Annotated in this window: 13 protein-coding genes; all 13 read right to left on the reverse strand. The window is 34.2% G+C overall.

Annotated elements, in window-relative coordinates; all coding sequences use genetic code 11:
* Nucleotides 1–7 precede the first annotated feature (7 nt).
* Nucleotides 8–1,129, reverse strand: a complete 1,122-nt coding sequence (locus ACXAG4_RS13110) for a glycoside hydrolase family protein (protein WP_475296534.1) — start codon at nucleotides 1,127–1,129, stop codon at nucleotides 8–10.
* A gap of 71 nt (nucleotides 1,130–1,200) precedes the next feature.
* The gene (locus ACXAG4_RS13115) at nucleotides 1,201–3,732 is read right to left on the reverse strand and encodes a glycoside hydrolase family 2 TIM barrel-domain containing protein (protein WP_475296535.1); all 2,532 of its coding nucleotides are present in this window, start codon (nucleotides 3,730–3,732) and stop codon (nucleotides 1,201–1,203) included.
* Between the two features lie 4 nt (nucleotides 3,733–3,736).
* The gene (locus ACXAG4_RS13120) at nucleotides 3,737–5,251 is read right to left on the reverse strand and encodes an alpha-L-fucosidase (RefSeq protein ID WP_475296536.1); all 1,515 of its coding nucleotides are present in this window, start codon (nucleotides 5,249–5,251) and stop codon (nucleotides 3,737–3,739) included.
* Between the two features lie 19 nt (nucleotides 5,252–5,270).
* The gene (locus ACXAG4_RS13125; protein WP_475296537.1) at nucleotides 5,271–6,785 is read right to left on the reverse strand and encodes an alpha-L-fucosidase; all 1,515 of its coding nucleotides are present in this window, start codon (nucleotides 6,783–6,785) and stop codon (nucleotides 5,271–5,273) included.
* Between the two features lie 5 nt (nucleotides 6,786–6,790).
* A complete protein-coding gene (locus ACXAG4_RS13130) occupies nucleotides 6,791–8,647 on the reverse strand; it encodes an arylsulfatase (protein WP_475296538.1) in 1,857 nt (618 codons plus the stop codon).
* Between the two features lie 76 nt (nucleotides 8,648–8,723).
* Nucleotides 8,724–9,227, reverse strand: a complete 504-nt coding sequence (locus tag ACXAG4_RS13135) for a MaoC/PaaZ C-terminal domain-containing protein (RefSeq protein ID WP_475296539.1) — start codon at nucleotides 9,225–9,227, stop codon at nucleotides 8,724–8,726.
* 11 nt (nucleotides 9,228–9,238) lie between these two features.
* Nucleotides 9,239–10,729, reverse strand: a complete 1,491-nt coding sequence (locus tag ACXAG4_RS13140; protein ID WP_475296540.1) for an alpha-L-fucosidase — start codon at nucleotides 10,727–10,729, stop codon at nucleotides 9,239–9,241.
* 18 nt (nucleotides 10,730–10,747) lie between these two features.
* Nucleotides 10,748–11,443 (reverse strand): L-rhamnose mutarotase, encoded by a 696-nt coding sequence (locus tag ACXAG4_RS13145; RefSeq protein ID WP_475296541.1) that lies wholly within the window; start codon nucleotides 11,441–11,443, stop codon nucleotides 10,748–10,750.
* A 4-nt stretch (nucleotides 11,444–11,447) separates the two neighbouring features.
* On the reverse strand, nucleotides 11,448–12,707 hold the full coding sequence (gene fucP, locus ACXAG4_RS13150) for an L-fucose:H+ symporter permease (protein WP_475296542.1): 1,260 nt from the start codon (nucleotides 12,705–12,707) through the stop codon (nucleotides 11,448–11,450).
* A gap of 118 nt (nucleotides 12,708–12,825) precedes the next feature.
* Nucleotides 12,826–13,842, reverse strand: coding sequence for a zinc-binding alcohol dehydrogenase family protein (locus ACXAG4_RS13155; protein ID WP_475296543.1), 1,017 nt, complete (start codon nucleotides 13,840–13,842; stop codon nucleotides 12,826–12,828).
* Nucleotides 13,843–14,784 carry an aldo/keto reductase gene (locus ACXAG4_RS13160; RefSeq protein ID WP_475296544.1) on the reverse strand — a complete coding sequence of 314 codons (942 nt, stop codon included), beginning with the start codon at nucleotides 14,782–14,784 and terminating at the stop codon, nucleotides 13,843–13,845. It lies immediately after the preceding gene.
* Nucleotides 14,785–14,828: 44 nt separating this feature from the next.
* Nucleotides 14,829–15,590 (reverse strand): SDR family NAD(P)-dependent oxidoreductase, encoded by a 762-nt coding sequence (locus ACXAG4_RS13165; protein WP_475296545.1) that lies wholly within the window; start codon nucleotides 15,588–15,590, stop codon nucleotides 14,829–14,831.
* The gene (locus ACXAG4_RS13170; protein ID WP_475296546.1) at nucleotides 15,590–16,675 is read right to left on the reverse strand and encodes a mandelate racemase/muconate lactonizing enzyme family protein; all 1,086 of its coding nucleotides are present in this window, start codon (nucleotides 16,673–16,675) and stop codon (nucleotides 15,590–15,592) included. Before ACXAG4_RS13170 ends, ACXAG4_RS13165 begins: the two co-directional genes overlap by 1 nt.
* Between the last annotated feature and the right edge of the window lie 28 nt (nucleotides 16,676–16,703).

Consider the following 16,703-nt stretch of genomic DNA (forward strand, 5'->3'; position numbering starts at 1 on the left):
TCAATATTTATAAATTAGTTGTTTTAATAGGTATCTGAACATTCCAAGAGTGTAATACACCATTAACATCGGTAGTGTCTGCAGCACAATAAATAGCAATTGGTTTGCCATTTTCTTTAATTAACTGAGGACGCTCAAGATGTTTTAATTTTTGAACATGTCCGTTTTCAAACGTAATTTCAAGCTTTGAAACTAAGGGATTTTTAGCAAGATTCCAATCAAAACCGTCTTTTGAATCAAATAATACCAAAGCTTGACCAGCATTTGTGAATGCGCCATGCATATCTTTAACAATTGCACGGTATTTTCCATCTTGATACCAGATGTATGGATCCTCAGCTGGAAAATCAGTTCCTTTTGCTTCAAATACTGGTTTATCGTATTTTTTAAAAGGCCCTAATGGACTATCTGAAGTTGCTACACAATGTACCACTGGCCCGCCTGAAATCTTTTTAATTTTCTTTCCTACCGCTTTATAAACCATTAAATAACCTCCATCTGGACGTTGGGTAATTGATGGGTTATTGGCCAACAAAGCATCTAAAGCTTGTTCATCTTCACTGGCATCAATAAGTGGTTTATCAAAACGTTTCCAAGGGCCATTTGGGTCATCTGCTACAGCAACACCAATACGTTGATTATTTCTATGTGTCCAGTTATATTTAATTTTTCCAGGAACACATGGGTTAACATCATCACCAGTATTGCCCATGTAATAAAGGTAATATTTACCATCAAACTTATGTATTGTTGGGTTGTGTGTACATAAACCATCCCAATATTCTGCACCACGGCGTTCAAAAACAACCTCTTTGTGCTTAAAAGGTCCGAAAGGTGACGTTGATACTGCATGTGCAATTTCAGAGTGTGTAACCCAAGCCCATCCTAAATCTTTTTTCCAGCGCGAGTAAAACATATGATATAATCCATCTTCGCCTTTTATAGCAGAAGCTCCCCAAACCGTTATATCCTCATCATCTGTAAAGATTGATTTTTTTGAAACCTTACCTAGCTGAATTTTAAAATTTTCAACTCTATCTACTTTATCTGCCGCTTCAACTTGATTAGTCTTTTCTTTGCAGGAAGTAAATAATATTGTAATTACTAAAGCATAAAGCAGTTTTTGCATTGTTATTTCTTATTATTTAGTTTATAATTTAGTTTTAATTTTGAATAATTTATAAAATATTATGAAGATTATTATTCTATGCTAATAGACAATTTATTGCTTTTAATATCTTCAAAATTGGCCGTTATTGTAACTGTTCCAACAATATCTTTTGAACGTATTATAGCTAATGCTCTACCATTATGTGTTACAACTTTATTAGTGTTATGTGGGTTTATATTCATTTCCCAGCCATTATCAACCGCTATTAGGTCTGCACCTTCAGATACGTGAAATGTTATTTCTTCATTAACGTTTGTTACTTTATTTCCTGCTTCATCAAATAATGTTACTGTTACATGCGCTATATCATAATTATTTGCTTTAAGCGAAGATTTATCTGTATATAACTTAATATTAACAGGTTTACTTGTTGTTGAAAGGGTGTATTCATCAACTTTATTTCCCTTATTATAACCAACAACTTTTAGTTCACCTTTCTGATGTGGCACTAACCATTTTATGATGTTATCATCTTCTTTGAAATCGGATAAAGCCTGTTTACCTAGGCTTTTTCCATTAAGAAATAACTCTGCTTCTTCACAATTTGTATATGTTTGAACAACTATTGGCTCATTTTCGTTGTAATTCCAATGTTCGTTTACGTTGTACCATTCCCAAAGCCTTAGTTTATCCCAAACTGGTGGTGCAGTGTATTGCATATCGAATTTCCATCCATCGTCTTTTGTATATGAATATTCAGATTCAGAAGCAGGTGTTGTGACCATATAAACTTTTGGGTCTTCTTTCCAAAGGCACTCAAAGAAATGGCCTCTAGGATTCTTAAATCCTGCAAAATCGAACAAGGAAATATTTAGTCCTTTTCTAGGCCATGGTCCAGCTTCACCTAAATAAGCAAACCCAGTCCATACAAATATACCTGGTATAAAATCTCGTTCTAACACCGCTTTCCACTCAGAATAAGCTACCCAATTCTCCGACCCAATTAAACATTTTTCAGGAAAAGCTTCATGAGCCACATCATAATCTATAGCTCTGTAATTTAAACCTAAAACATCAACGGCATCTGCATAACCACTTGTAAAAGCTATAGTTGGCCGCACACTTCCGCAAACTATGGGCCTAGTGGTATCCTCTTCTTTAACCCATTTGGATAGTTTGTGAGCCACAATTGACAACGAATCTACACCTCCTGTTAATCTATCAAAAACAGGTTTTATTTTAGAAACATCATAAGTTGGCGGGTCATTATATTCTTTGATTTTTCCTTCAACCTCAGCATAAGTTTTAGAATAGTTTGGAAACGTCCACTCAATTTCATTACCTATACTCCACATTATTACCGAAGGGTGATTAAAATCTCTATTGATTAAAGTTTTTAAATCTTTTTCTGCCCATTCAAAGAAAATGTCGCTATAACCTTTAGAAATAGCATCTCCTGCAGCATTATCACCTAAATAATTAAGACTTTTTGCTTTAGGGTTGTGCCATTCATCAAAAAACTCATTCATTACTAGCATACCCATTTCATCGCAAACTTCTATTAATAGAGGTGAATGCGGATTATGTGCCATACGCACTGCGTTAACTCCAATAGATTTTAATTTTGAAATTCTATATTCCCAAGTAGCTTTATTTGCTGCCGCACCAACAGACCCAGCATCATGATGAAGGTTAACCCCTTTAATTTTTACGTTTTCGCCATTAAGGAAGAAGCCTTTATTAGAATCAAAACGAAATGTTCTAATTCCGAATTCTTGTGTTACTTTATCAACTAGAGCACCATTGTGTTTAACTGAAATAATGGCAGTATATAAATTTGGTGTTTGTATTCCCCACAAATTTGGTTTTTCAACATTTAGAGTTTGAATCCCTTTGTTGCCTTCGGCTAAAACATCTGTTTTTCCAAAAGCTACTTGCGTACCATTTCTATCTAAAATTTGAGTTTCAATTTCAACACTATTATTGGCTCCTACAATATTTGTTTCAATATTCACCTTGGCTTTACTCGTTTCAACATTAGGCGTAGTAATTCTAATTCCCCATTGCGGAATATGAACTTTTGATGTTTTTACAAGTCTTACATCTCTATATATTCCGGAGCCTGTGTACCATCTAGAATCTACATAAGCTGTATGATCTACTCTAACAGCTACCACATTATTTTCGCCATAGTTTAAATGCTCGGTTAAATCATAGGAAAAACTTGCATAACCGTTGGGTCTAAAGCCAAGTTTTGTACCGTTTATCCAAACTGTAGAATTATTATAAACACCATCAAATTCAACCCAAATAGCTTTTCCCTCATCTGTTTTTAGCACCTGGAATTCTTTTCTGTACCAACCAATACCTCCTTCAGAAAAACCAGTACTTGCTGCTGTATTTTCTTTTTGGTATCCTGCAAGAATACTCCAATCATGCGGAAGTCTAACATTTTGCCAAGACGAATCATTAAAATCTGTTGCTTCTGCTTTTAATTGATCTCCTTTACTAAACTTCCAATTAAAATTGAAATCTTCAACAATTCGTGTTTGTTTTTCGGGTTTTGTACAAGAAATACATATGAATGCTAATAAAAGCAACATATAGGATTGAATTTTCATTTTTTTAATGTTTAATTTTAAATACCCATGCGTTTTTAAGATTAGTGTTTTTTGGTAATGAAATATTTAAACCATTTTCTGTTTGGTTATATGTTATTTCACCTTCAAATCCTAAAAGCTGAACATCTTTTACTTTTAATTTTGTTGATGAAAGATACTTAATATTAACATCTTTTGTAGGCGGTATTAAAATAGTTGCGTAAACAAAACCATTTCTTGTAGTAAAACGAATATCCTCCTCTGTAAAGCCTTTATTTTTTCCTTCAGACAGGTGTCCTGTTTCTGTTTTTGTTGGTCCTTCACCATAAATATCATAATATTTAGACCCGTAAACAGCTTCTCCATTTATTTTTAACCACTCGCCTATTTCTAACAAAGTTCTCTTTTGATCATCTGGAATAATACCATCTTTTCTTGGGCCTATATTTAATAATAAACAACCATTTTTACTAACTATATCCATTAAATCTGCTATTAAACTTTCAGCAGATTTTGGAATCCAGTTTTTAGCGTAATACCAAGAATTTTTACCTATAGACGTATCTGTTTGCCAATAATCTTTACGCAACGAATCCATTTTACTACGCTCTAAATCTAGCATGTGCGTACCTGGTTTAAAAGACTCATAATGTAAATTTTTAGTTTGAAGCACTACATTTTTATTGCGCTTTAAGCCTGAGTTGTAATAATATGCAGCTAGTTTTTTATGGTAAGGTGCAAACTCTGGACGGTCTAAATAAAAATCGAACCAAAGAATATCTGGTTGGTAGTTATCTATAATTTCTTTAGTTCTTGGCCACCAAGTATTAGCCAACCATTCTGCACTTGCTGGGGAGTAAGGTTCATGCTGTGGGGCGTATAAAGCTGCAAACTCTGGGTTTCCAGTATCAAACCTATCACTTTGTGTGTAAAAATTCCAGTTGAATGCTAAGTGTGAACTTACTCCACAAATAAGCCCTTGGTTTTTAATTTCATTGGTAAGTTCTTTTAAAACGTCTTTTTTTGGCCCCATAGCAACAGCATTGTAGGGTGTTATACTAGATTCATAAAGTGCAAAACCATCATGATGTTCTGCTACTGGCACAACATATTGGGCACCTGCTTCTTTGAATAAATCAACCCAAGCTTTTGCATCAAAATTTTCCATGGTCCACATTGGTATCAAATCTTTAAAACCAAATGTTTTTGGGTCTCCAAATTTTTCTTTGTGGTATACAGATGCTGGGTGCGGAATGTCATTTATTTTTTTTCCTGTAGAATGGTCTACGTGCCCTTCATCTAAATACATCCATCTTGGGTACCAATCGGTGTGTAATTCTGCCACAGAATTAGGTCCCCAGTGAATAAAAATTCCAAATTTTGCATCTTTCATCCATTGCGGGATTTCATATTGCTTTAAGCTCTCCCAGTTTTCTTGATACTTTTCTTTAGTTACTGTTTCTTTTGGAATATTAGTTTGCTCTTTATTCTTACATGCGAAGATTAAAGTTAATAGCAGGATAAGACTTATTCTTTTCATTAGATATTAATTTAGTTAATTACGATTTTCGTTGAATTTTAAAAACACAAGCAAATTCACCATTAAAATTATCTGGCATTTGCAGTGTTAAGTTATACGGATTGTGTATGTATTCAATTTTTGCATCACTACCAATTAGTTCAAGTGAAGCAATATCATTTTTATTTAATCTGGCATTACTTCCTAATGAATTTATAACTACTTCACCTTTAGGAATTCCTAAGCAAATTGCATATAGAGTATTATCTTTTTGTGTAAATCTAAAATCTAACTCTGTATATTTAGCGTTTTCTTTTTTTTCTGAATAATGCCCAGTTACAGGTAAATACGAAGGTCCCTCGCCATAAATCGTCCAAGGCATTGTTCCATAAATAGCCTCTCCGTTTAGTTTTAACCAATCACCAACTTTATATAATTCATCTTTAATGAATTGTGCAAATGCACCATCAGGTTTTGGAGGCACATTTAATAATAGAATACCATTTTTTGCCGTTACATCTACCAACATATCAACCAATAAATTAGCTTTTTTAATACCCATATTTGGTTGATACCACCAACTTACAGGCTGACAAATATCTATATCAGTCATCCAAGTATCATAAGTTAACTCATCAATTAACCCATTTTCAAAATTTCGCATTCCAATTCCGGGAGGAATATCGTACTCTTTATATACAAATTCTACTTCCTTATTATTCTCATGAGCATTATTAAAAAAATGACTTAAGTATTTTCTTTGCCTAACTTCATCATATCCTCCAAAATAAAGGCTATCAGAAAGTGCTTTCCCGTGTTTAAATTTACCAACATTGTGTGCCCAAACTGTACCGCCAAATGAAACATCTGCCCAAGATATGTCAGGTGAATATTTTTCAGTAGATTCTATCATCTTTTTTAACCACAAATCACTATAAGTATTGGAATATTTTGATTGTTTTTCAGCGTGATCTTTCCAAGGCGTAAAATCTGTTACATCTTCATCATGTGGTTCTCCATACAATTCATAAAATTCTGGTTTTTTTCTACCAGGATTATCTCTGTCAAGTAATGCCCTATACCAATAACCTGTATGAAAAGACATTAAGAATTTCATATTTCTTTTGGTGATTTCTTTTTTTAACAAGCCTGTTATGTCTTTTTTGGGGCCTTTATCTACAACGTCTAATTCCGTAATATTACTATCCCAATGTACCATACCACTACCATGCCACGCAACAGGTCCGGCAAATTTTGCGCCTGCTCGTTCAAAAAGTTCTGCCCATTCTACTGCATTGAAGTTTTCAAACTTAAACTCATCAAAAAGCTCGTGAAAATGTTTGTTTTCATTTCCTTTTTTAAACCTCATACTTTCTAGAGCAAAGTGTGTGTAAATACCAAATTTAGCATCTTTTAACCATTGAGGTGTTTTATGTTTTTGTAGTGAAGTCCAGGTTGGTTTAAAGGGTTCAATCTTTTTTATTTCTTTTAGCGATTCTTTGTCTCCACAAGAAACTAGTAAAACTGTAAATAATGTTATAAATACTTGTTTCATCTTAATTATAGTTTGCTTAGGTACACATAATAGGCTCCAGATATCGTGTTATTTTCTTTATCTAGAAATGTGCTATTTATAGTTTTATGCCCTTTTTCAAGTTCAATATCGAACGTAATATGTGTATCTGAAGTTGTTACTTTCTTTACTTCTGATGAACCTGAAACATCTAGTTTTACGGCATCTATTGGTAACGGATTCATTTCATTACCATAGATAAGTTTATCTATTTTTCCTGTAGAATCATAAGCATCAACAGTTTTATCTTTTAATAATGGAATGCCTTGTATAGGTGCATTAGCTTCTCGTGGCCATCTTCTAACTTCAAATTTGTACATGCCATCTGAAGCGACGCTTATTTCCCAGCCACCAACTAAAGAGCTCCCTTTAGCGATTTGAGCGTGGTTCCATGGTACATCTGGCAAATACCATTCTGAAGAAGAAAGGTATAGCTCATTTGAAACAGTATCTCCAATAATTGGTAATGGTTTTAATCTGTCATTAGGTGTTACAAGTTTCCAATACTTTTTATGTGCTTTTTGAATTTTTTTAACAACTTTAGGATGATTGCTAATTACGTTATTTTTTTGAGCAAAATCGGTATCTAAATTGTAAAGCTCTTTATTGTTAATTAACCTCCAATTTTGCATCATTCCTGCGGTTTGCCACCACGCCTTTGATTTAAAAGTACGTTGATTTTCAACAAATAAAATTCTTTTTGAAAGTTTCTTTTGGGGTTTAAATAGTTGCTTTTTTAAACTTCTACCATCAAATTTTAAATTCTTAGGTTTTTTTAAGTTACAAACATCAATTAATGTTGGTAAAACATCAATATGAGCAGAAACTTGGTTTACATCTTCATTATGAGCTAAATTTCCTTTGGGCCAATGCATAAAAAATGGCACCCTATGACCTCCTTCATAAGCTTCGGTTTTTCCTCCTCGCATTCCCGCATTGTAGATACGAACTCCTTCTGTACCACCGTTGTCTGTCATGAATATTAAAATGGTATTATCTGCCTTACCTGAAACCTCTAAGACTTTTCTGAGCTTTCCAATATTTTGGTCAATACTTTCAATCATGGCAAAAAAGTAAGCTACATATTCAGGAATCTTTCCTTTATATTTATCCACCATCGAAGGGTCAGGAATAGTATGAGGGCCGTGTGGTAAATAGGTTGGTAAATACACAAAGAACGGTTTATCATCTTCAGAATTTGTAATAAAGTCTATTACAGCATTAAAATAAACATCTGGTGCATACCCCTCATGATACTCGCGTTTGCCGTTATGTAAATAAATATCGTTTACCCTGTCATTAGTAAAAAAATCATCTGTAGTACCAGTACCGCCATCTCCGTTGCCTAACCACTCATCAAAACCTCTGTCCATTGGTCTATAGGGATAATTGGCGCCTAAATGCCATTTTCCAAACAAGGCTGTTCTGTATCCTGAATCTTTAAAAACATCAGCCATTGTTACTTCTGAAGTTCTTAAATGATTTCCACCACAAATAGTACTCCAAACACCAACGTGATGTGAATATTTGCCTGTTAACAAGGCTGCGCGAGTAGGAGCACAAGTTGGGTCTACATGGAAATTTGTAAAACGCACCGATTCTGTATGTAACTTATCTATATTGGGTGTTTTAATTACAGGGTTTCCGTGACAACTTAAATCTCCATAACCTTGGTCGTCTGTTAGTATAAGTATAACATTTGGGCGTTCATTTGTACTTTGAGCGTTAACCTTAAAAGTTACTATTACTAAGCAAAGTAAAATTATGAAGTTTTTTTTATTACTTAATACTACAGCTAATAGGCTTTCATTTTTATATTTGGTACTCATATTCACAATATTCATACAGAGTCCTTTAATATTACTTGTTTAAAATCTGTTTGATTGCAAATAAGCTCTATCATTAACAGTAAAATGTTTTTCACTTTTTGAAATTTTCAGGATTTTTATACTTCACTGTCTGAAGGTGTTCACAATACAATACCAATTCACCTGGTTGTTTATACACCTCATAACTCACTGTTATAAGCCCCATTTCATCATACTTTGGGGTTTTATTTAGGTGTGTTCTAACGGTATAAATAGTATCACCAATAAAAACAGGTTTTATAAAGCGTAATTTATCATACCCATAACTAAATGTATTCACATTATTATTGGCCATTAAGCCTAAACCTAAACTAAAAACCATGGCTCCTGCAACTAGTCTTTTCCCAAATAGACCTTGTTCTTCGGCAAATTTTTGATCACCTACGTATGGGTGCATATCTAAAACTAGGCCATTAAACATCATAGCTTCGCCTTCTGATATTGTTCTACTTATTGATCGGTCTTTTTGCCCTATTATAAAATCTTCATACAACCAAGTTTCTGTATTATATAAAGGAATGTCTTTATGCTGCTCTAAAGGTGTGTTTTCTGGCATAACTATAATTTTTAATTTATTTTAAATACAAATGCGTGCTCACATGGTTTGGTATCTGGTAATTGAATACTAAGTGCATCTATGGTCTGCCTATGCTCTAATTTACCTTTATGACCTATTAATTCTACGGTTTTAATGTTTCCGTTATACTTACTAGTACTTAGGGATTTTATCGGTAAAACTCCAGATTCTGGCCAACCTAAAGCAATGGCGTATAATTGTCCATTACGAGTAGTAAATCGAATATCTTCATCACCGAAACCATCAAACTGCATATCGGCTAAATGGCCTGTTTTTGTTTCGGTTGGCCCCTCTCCATATATTAACCATGGACGGCTTTCGTAGATGGCTTCTCCATTTAGTTTTAACCATTTACCCATTGCTCTTAGGCGTTGTTTCTGTTCTTCTGGAATGGTACCATTAGGATGTGGGGCTACATTTAATAGTAGATTTCCGTTTTTGCTTACAATGTCAACCAAATCGTCTATTAAATTATTGGTTGGATAGCATTTTAAGTCTTTATGCCAAATCCATTTTTGTTTGGAAATAGAATTATCCGTTAACCAAGGTTCTGGATATATATCAGGCATTCTATTACGTTCTAAGTCAACCGTACCTGTTCCTAGAGGAAAATCTGGCCGCTTAAATGTTAACACAAATTCTTGTTCTTTTTTGGCAGCCTCATTGTATGCATACGCCATCATCTGTTTACGTATATCTTCTGAAAGTATTTGAATACGATTATCAAACCAAAGTAAATCTGGCGAATACCCATCTACTACCTCTTTTACTTTTTCAAGCCATACATGTTCAAATGCTTTACTAGGTATTGGGTTTACGGTGTACCAATTACTTCCTTTTTCTAATTGCCATGCGGTTTTTGGTACTTTTTCACCGTATAATGAAGCATACTTAGAATCTGCGCAATCTGTATTCTCATCCCAAGTTGGAAACCACCCCCATAACCAAGAATGGTGTAAGCTTACCATGTATTTTAATCCGCGTTTACGAATGGCCTTTTCTAATTCGGCCGTTATATCACGTTTAGGCCCCATATCAACAGAGTTCCAAGGATTCACATTAGAATTCCACATAGAGAAACCATCGGCATGTTCACCAGCAGGACCTGCAAATCGAGCACCTGATTCTACAAACAAATCTGCCCATTCATCTGCATTAAATTTTTCTGCTTTGAAAAGTGGCACTAAATCCTTGTATCCAAATTCTTTTTGGTCGCCATAAGTTTCCTTATGAGATTTATAATTTGGATGCGATTGATTATACATGTTTGTACCATACCAATCGGATGCAGTTTCTGGAACAGAGTAAACACCCCAATGGGTATAAATACCAAATTTGGCATCTTTAAACCATTCTGGGCATTCATACTGCTGTAAAGATTCCCATGTTGGTTTAAATGTATTATAAGAGTTCTGAGAATAGATACTTTGGCCAAGGTTAAAAAACATCAGCATCATTAAAGTTAATAAGCGTGCTTTCATTGTTTAGTTTTTAAAGTTTTATAATAGTCTCATATCCTGCCATTTTTCTTGAATAGAACTTTCTGGGTCTGTTCTTTGAAATTTTGCTACATAAGCCTGCCACTCCTCCTCACGCGGTAGTTTTTGCCATTTAGGACCAATTTCATCTAAATTAAAATCTGGTTTAGTATCCATTACCAAAATGGCTTGAGTCCCAGAAAGATAAATTTCCATATCTTTTACACCAACTGTTTTCATATTGTTGGTAATTTCAGGCCATGCTTTACCCATGCTGTGGACTTCTTTATACTCTTCTATAAGCGCTTCATCTTCTTGCAATAACAAGGTCCAGACAAAGCGCTTTTTATCCCCAACACTTCTTTTTAATTGTCCTTCACGGGCATTAAAAATTTCTTTTTGTTCGAATTTATAAATTCTTTCCAAAGGCGCGTTTTCAAATGAAAATGATGTGTTTTCTTTCTGAAAAACGTCTTGAAAATCTATTTCTGAAATTATGCTTTTTAATGCACTATCTATACTTAAACTATGCAGTATTGGTATAGTATCTATAAGTAAAAAAAAGTCTTTTCCTTTTTGATAAATTTCAAATGAAAGTATACCAACTTCAGTTAATTTTTCTTGAATTTTTTCTGAATTCAATGTATTACTGAATTGCGCCATGGCTTCTTTATCAGAAGTGATTAAATAGGTAAATCTTCTGAACTGATTTTTCATTTAATTAGGCTTTTATTTTTACTTTATATCCTTTAATTCCGAAGAATAATAAATACACATAACATATTAATGGCATTATAAAGGCGTATTTAATGCCTGCTGTATCTGAAATGTAGCCCATTAAAGGCGGTACAATAGCACCACCAACAATACCTAGCAGGAATACTGAAGAGCCCGTTTTGGTGTATTCCTTTAAATCTTTCATACTTAAACTAAAAATAATTGGGTAAATAATTGATGTAAAGAACCCAACAATTGATAAGCATGTTAATGAAAAATAGCCATTGGTAACTATAGCTAATGTTACCATTATAAACGCACTTATACTACAAAATACTAATACGTTTTGTGGCTTAAATTTCTTTAAAATATAGACTCCTAAAAGTCTTCCTAAAAGCACTAAGCCCATAAATGCTGTAATAAACTGCGCCGCTTTTTGCTCTGTTAATTCTGGCAAATTAAACCATTTGGCATATCTAATAATAAAACTAACAATACCTACCTCTGCGCCAACATAAAAGAATTCTGCGCCAACACCATATAGGGTGTGCTTAAACTTCAAAATATCTTTTAATGGTTTTTTACTTCCGCCCTGTTCTTCTTTAATTACTGGTAATTTTGTAAAAACTACAATTAAAGCAATAATTACTAAAATGGCTCCTAGCACAATGTAGGGTGGTTTTACTAAATCTGCTTCACCAGATAAAAAGGTTTCTAATTGGCTTGGTGTAAAAGCATCAATTGTGGTTTGTGGCACATCTTCTTCATGTAAAAGTAACAATGCGGCCAATGATGGCGCTACTGTAGCGCCTACTGAACCAATAGCAGCTGCCATACTTAAACGGCTTGAAGCGCCTTCGGGATTTCCTAATTTAGTAATATATGGTGATGCCGTTACTTCTAAAATAGCAAAACCAGCTGCCATTACAAACAACGCCAATAAGAAAAATGAATATACGCGTGTTTCGGCTGCTGGATAAAACAAAAATGCACCTATAGCTGCTATTAATAGCCCTACAATCATTCCCATTTTATAGCCTTTTTTCTGAATGTACCATCCTGCAGGTAACGCCATTACAAAGTAGGCACCAAAAAAGGCAGATTGTACTAATGAAGATTGAAAATCTGTGAGCTGGCAAGCTCTTTTTAAATGTGGAATTAATACATCGTTTATATTTCTACTTAAATTCCAAAAAAACATTAATGCCATTACTATAATTAGTGGCACCAGAAATTGTGAATAGTTGGCTTTTTTATCTTGCATTTAGTTTGAGTTTTAGTTTAGTTTTAAGTTTATTTGTAACAGTAACTTGCTACAGAATCATAAATTTTTATTAATGATGTAATGCTGAAACGAGTTTAGCATGACACTGCTTTCAATTTTATAATTCTATAATTGCTTTTATTAAATCTTTTTGTTCATAAAGTTTTTCAAATTCTGTGGGCACATCATCAAAATGTATTCTATGTGTTATAAATGACGAAGCATCTATTTTACCAGCTTCTATTAACCTGATAATTCTACCAAAATCTTCACTCATGGCCGCTCTACTAGCTTTAAGCGTTAATTCTTTTTTATGGAACGAAGGATCGTGAAAAACAACATCTCCCATAAACAACCCTATAAAGACTATTGTTCCTCCTGCGGCTGCATATTTAAAGGTATTCATCATTGAGGTTTTATTACCCGTGGCATCTAAAATTACGGTTGGTAAATCTCCTTTTAAAAGTGCCTCTAACTCTTCCTCTACATTTCCTAAAGCATTTATGGTATCTTTTACTTTAGTTATGTCCTTACACTTTTGTAGTTTAGCATCATCAACATCCATTGCAATCACTCGAGCACCCGTTAATTGAGCAAATTGAATGGTGCCTAAACCAATAGGCCCAACGCCAATTACCAAAACAATATCGTCTTCTTTAATATCGGCTCTATCAACGGCATGACAACCTATTGCTAAAGGTTCTATCATAGCCAATTGATCATCTGATAGCGAATTAGTAGCATGTAAAAATTTAGCCGGATACACAAAATACTCTTGCATTCCGCCATCAACATGCACACCTAAAACTTGTAAATGTTCGCCGCAGTTTGTCTTTCCTCTTCTAACTGCTTGACCAATAATATCATTATAATAAGGCTCTACAGAGCATTTATCGCCTACAGAAACATTTGTAACATCATCTGCTACGGCAACTACTTCAACGGCTAATTCATGCCCTAAAATTCTTGGGTAGTTAAAAAACGGTTGTTGTCCTTTAAACGCGTGTAAATCTGTTCCACAAACACCAATTTTATTTACTTTAACCAAAGCATTTCCTGATGTTAAAGTATCATTTGGTTTCGCAACATCTAGTTGCTTCCAAGTGCCCGGTTCTTTTAATTGTATTGCTTTCATTTAGTTTGAAGTTTTAATACAAGCTGTTACTTCGTTAAATAATTCTTCAGTAAGTTTTCCTGCATTCCAATCATCTACTGTTGCTTTAATTTGCTCTGGTGTTCTTGCTCCCATTACAACTCTATCGGCTTCTTTTATTGAAAATAAATAGCGTTGTGCTAATGTTGCTAATGGCATATTATGCTTGTCTGCTACTGCTTTAACTCTTGTTGCATTTTCTAAATCCAATTGAGTTATCCATTCTCCATCTACACCTTCAGTTTTATATTTTTCAAAACGATTTCCTAAAAGCGAAAAGTGCAAAGCAGAAGCTGCATAATATGCTATTCCTTCGTCATGATAACTTTGAATTTCGCCATTAAAAGCTGAAAGATTACAAGCATCCATATGCAAAAACCCAGAGACAACATCAAAATTTTCTTTAGTGATGAATGGTTTAAATGCCTCAGACGGATTTCCACCTACACCTAATGAACTTACTAAACCTTGGGCTTTAAATGCTTTTAAAGTATTCAAAACTTCGTCTATATTTTCCATTGGTACTAACTGTGGCTCATGTAAAAAAAGCAGATCAATTTTATCTAACCCTAAAGTTTTTAAACTGTTATCTAAACTACGCTTCATGCCATCGGTACTATAATCTAGTTTCACTTCAAAAGCATCCTTACCTTTTAACCGCCCAATTTTAGTGCTTACAAAAGGTTTAGCGCCTTTCCATTCTCTTAATGCCATTCCTACATAATATTCTGCATTGGCATAAGAAGGCGCAGTATCTAGAGCGGAAATTCCATTTTCAAAAGCATATAATAAAGCATCTATAGAATCACGCTGATCTACTTTTCCCCAAACGCCTCCTAAGCCTGATGTACCGTAAACTAAACGGGTTTGATTATTAAAAGCTGGACTTATTGCGTGGTCTCCTGTTATGTATGTTGGTTTCATAATTTACTTTCATTTGAGTGAGATACAAAATCCCACTTTGTGGGTTAAAAGTTTACGGTTGCACCGCCATCAACTGGTAAAATAACGCCGGTGATATATTTAGCGCCTTTTGAACTTAAAAATACTGCTGCATTACCAATATCTTCTGTGGTTCCAAAATGATCCATGGCAATTCTATTGGTTATTTGTTGTTTTCGTGCTTGATCTTTGTTAACTGCATTTAAAAACATATTAGACGTTATCCAGCCTGGAGCTATAGCGTTTACACGTACATTATCTTTGGCGTATTCAGTAGTTAAGCTGTTAACAAGACCTGTTAAAGCCGTTTTAGATGCGCTGTAAGCTATAACTCTATCTATACCAAACAAACCAGCCATTGAACCTATCATAATTATAGATCCGCTTTTACGTTCTATCATTTTTTTTGCGCATTCTCGGGTAAGCGCAAATACGCTTATTAAGTTGGTTTGAATGACGCGCTCAAAATCTTCATCTGTGGTGTCTTGAGCCCAAGCTTTATGGTGAATTCCAGCATTGTTTACTAAAATATCAATACCACCAATATTGTTTTCAATATCTTCAACTAAGACTGGGATTGATGCTCTATCTGTAATATCATTTACTCTATAAAAAGCATTATCTCCAAGTTCTTTAATTGCCTCTTGTAGCACAGCTTCTCTTCTACCCGTTATAACCACTTTTGCCCCTGCTTGAACAAATGCTTTGGCAATACCTAGACCAATGCCTGTACCTCCACCGGTTACAAGAGCTAGTTTATTTTTTAAAGAAAAAACGTTTAGACTCATTACAGCTTAATTTCGGTTAATGTATCATCAATAAAATTGAAGCCCCAACCCGGTAAATTATGAGGTTTAGCATAACCATCTTGAATCACCATAGGATTATCAATTAATGGGTCTACCCAATCAAACGATTCTGCGCCAACACCGTTAGAAATAGTGCATAACAATGGCACATCATAATCTTTATAATAGTGTGGTAATACAGGTAAATTGAAGCTTTGTGCTAATGCGGCACTTTCACGCCATTTTTCAACACCACCAATTCTTAAAATATCTGGTTGCCAAATATCTAAAGCATTTCTACTAGCCAATTCTCTTAATGGTAAGGTATCATATTCACGTTCTCCCATAGCTAAAGAAATTCCGGCCTGATTTTTTAATATTTCAAAGGCTTGAAAATTTTGATGATTAACAGGTTCTTCAAACCAATTGATATTTAATTCTTTTGCTTGACGTGATAATTTCATGGCCGATGGTAAATCCATACCCTGGTTAGCATCCATCATAATATCTACCTTATCACCTACAGCTTCACGAACTAAGCGCAAACGCTCAACATCTGTACTTACTTTTGACGAACCTACTTTTATTTTAACGGCTTTAAAACCTCTGTTGGCGTAATCGGTTACTTCTTCAATAAGTTCATCAATGGTGTAAGAAATCCATCCGCCACTACCATAAATGGATACTTTTTCTTTACACACTCCTAATATCTCGTGTACTGGTTGCCCTAAAGTTTTTCCCCAGGCGTCCCACATAGCAATATTTACAGCGGCTTGTGCCCAACGGTTAATGCCTTGGTTTCCAAAATATTCTCCTAAATGGTCTAGTTTATCATACACCAAGCCCATTTCATTGGTTTTATGCCCAATAATATGTGGTATAGCATCTTTTAATGCGCCTACTATGGCGTTAGGAGAATATTGAAATGATAATAAATAAGATTCTCCAACAACCCCATTTTCTAACTTAATTCTTAATACTAAAAATGAAATTTCAGTTAAGGTATGTGTAGCGTCTGATATTGGTTTTTTTAAAGTTGTTGCCGCTTTGTAAATTTTGGCGTCACTTATTTTTAGGTCTTTCATTTTAAATTATTTAAATAATTCTTTTTAT

Source organism: Seonamhaeicola sp. ABD4_175, from assembly GCF_056160885.1.

Bases quoted from the DNA above. Each gene is read 5' to 3' on its own strand.
- ACXAG4_RS13160 (WP_475296544.1), bottom strand. From the start codon at position 14,784: ATGAAACCAACATACATAACAGGAGACCACGCAATAAGTCCAGCTTTT.
- ACXAG4_RS13165 (WP_475296545.1), bottom strand. From the start codon at position 15,590: ATGAGTCTAAACGTTTTTTCTTTAAAAAATAAACTAGCTCTTGTAACC.
- ACXAG4_RS13140 (WP_475296540.1), bottom strand. From the start codon at position 10,729: ATGAAAGCACGCTTATTAACTTTAATGATGCTGATGTTTTTTAACCTT.
- ACXAG4_RS13120 (WP_475296536.1), bottom strand. From the start codon at position 5,251: ATGAAAAGAATAAGTCTTATCCTGCTATTAACTTTAATCTTCGCATGT.
- ACXAG4_RS13170 (WP_475296546.1), bottom strand. From the start codon at position 16,675: ATGAAAGACCTAAAAATAAGTGACGCCAAAATTTACAAAGCGGCAACA.
- ACXAG4_RS13155 (WP_475296543.1), bottom strand. From the start codon at position 13,842: ATGAAAGCAATACAATTAAAAGAACCGGGCACTTGGAAGCAACTAGAT.
- ACXAG4_RS13110 (WP_475296534.1), bottom strand. From the start codon at position 1,129: ATGCAAAAACTGCTTTATGCTTTAGTAATTACAATATTATTTACTTCC.
- ACXAG4_RS13115 (WP_475296535.1), bottom strand. From the start codon at position 3,732: ATGAAAATTCAATCCTATATGTTGCTTTTATTAGCATTCATATGTATT.
- fucP (WP_475296542.1), bottom strand. From the start codon at position 12,707: ATGCAAGATAAAAAAGCCAACTATTCACAATTTCTGGTGCCACTAATT.
- ACXAG4_RS13145 (WP_475296541.1), bottom strand. From the start codon at position 11,443: ATGAAAAATCAGTTCAGAAGATTTACCTATTTAATCACTTCTGATAAA.
- ACXAG4_RS13130 (WP_475296538.1), bottom strand. From the start codon at position 8,647: ATGAATATTGTGAATATGAGTACCAAATATAAAAATGAAAGCCTATTA.
- ACXAG4_RS13135 (WP_475296539.1), bottom strand. From the start codon at position 9,227: ATGCCAGAAAACACACCTTTAGAGCAGCATAAAGACATTCCTTTATAT.
- ACXAG4_RS13125 (WP_475296537.1), bottom strand. From the start codon at position 6,785: ATGAAACAAGTATTTATAACATTATTTACAGTTTTACTAGTTTCTTGT.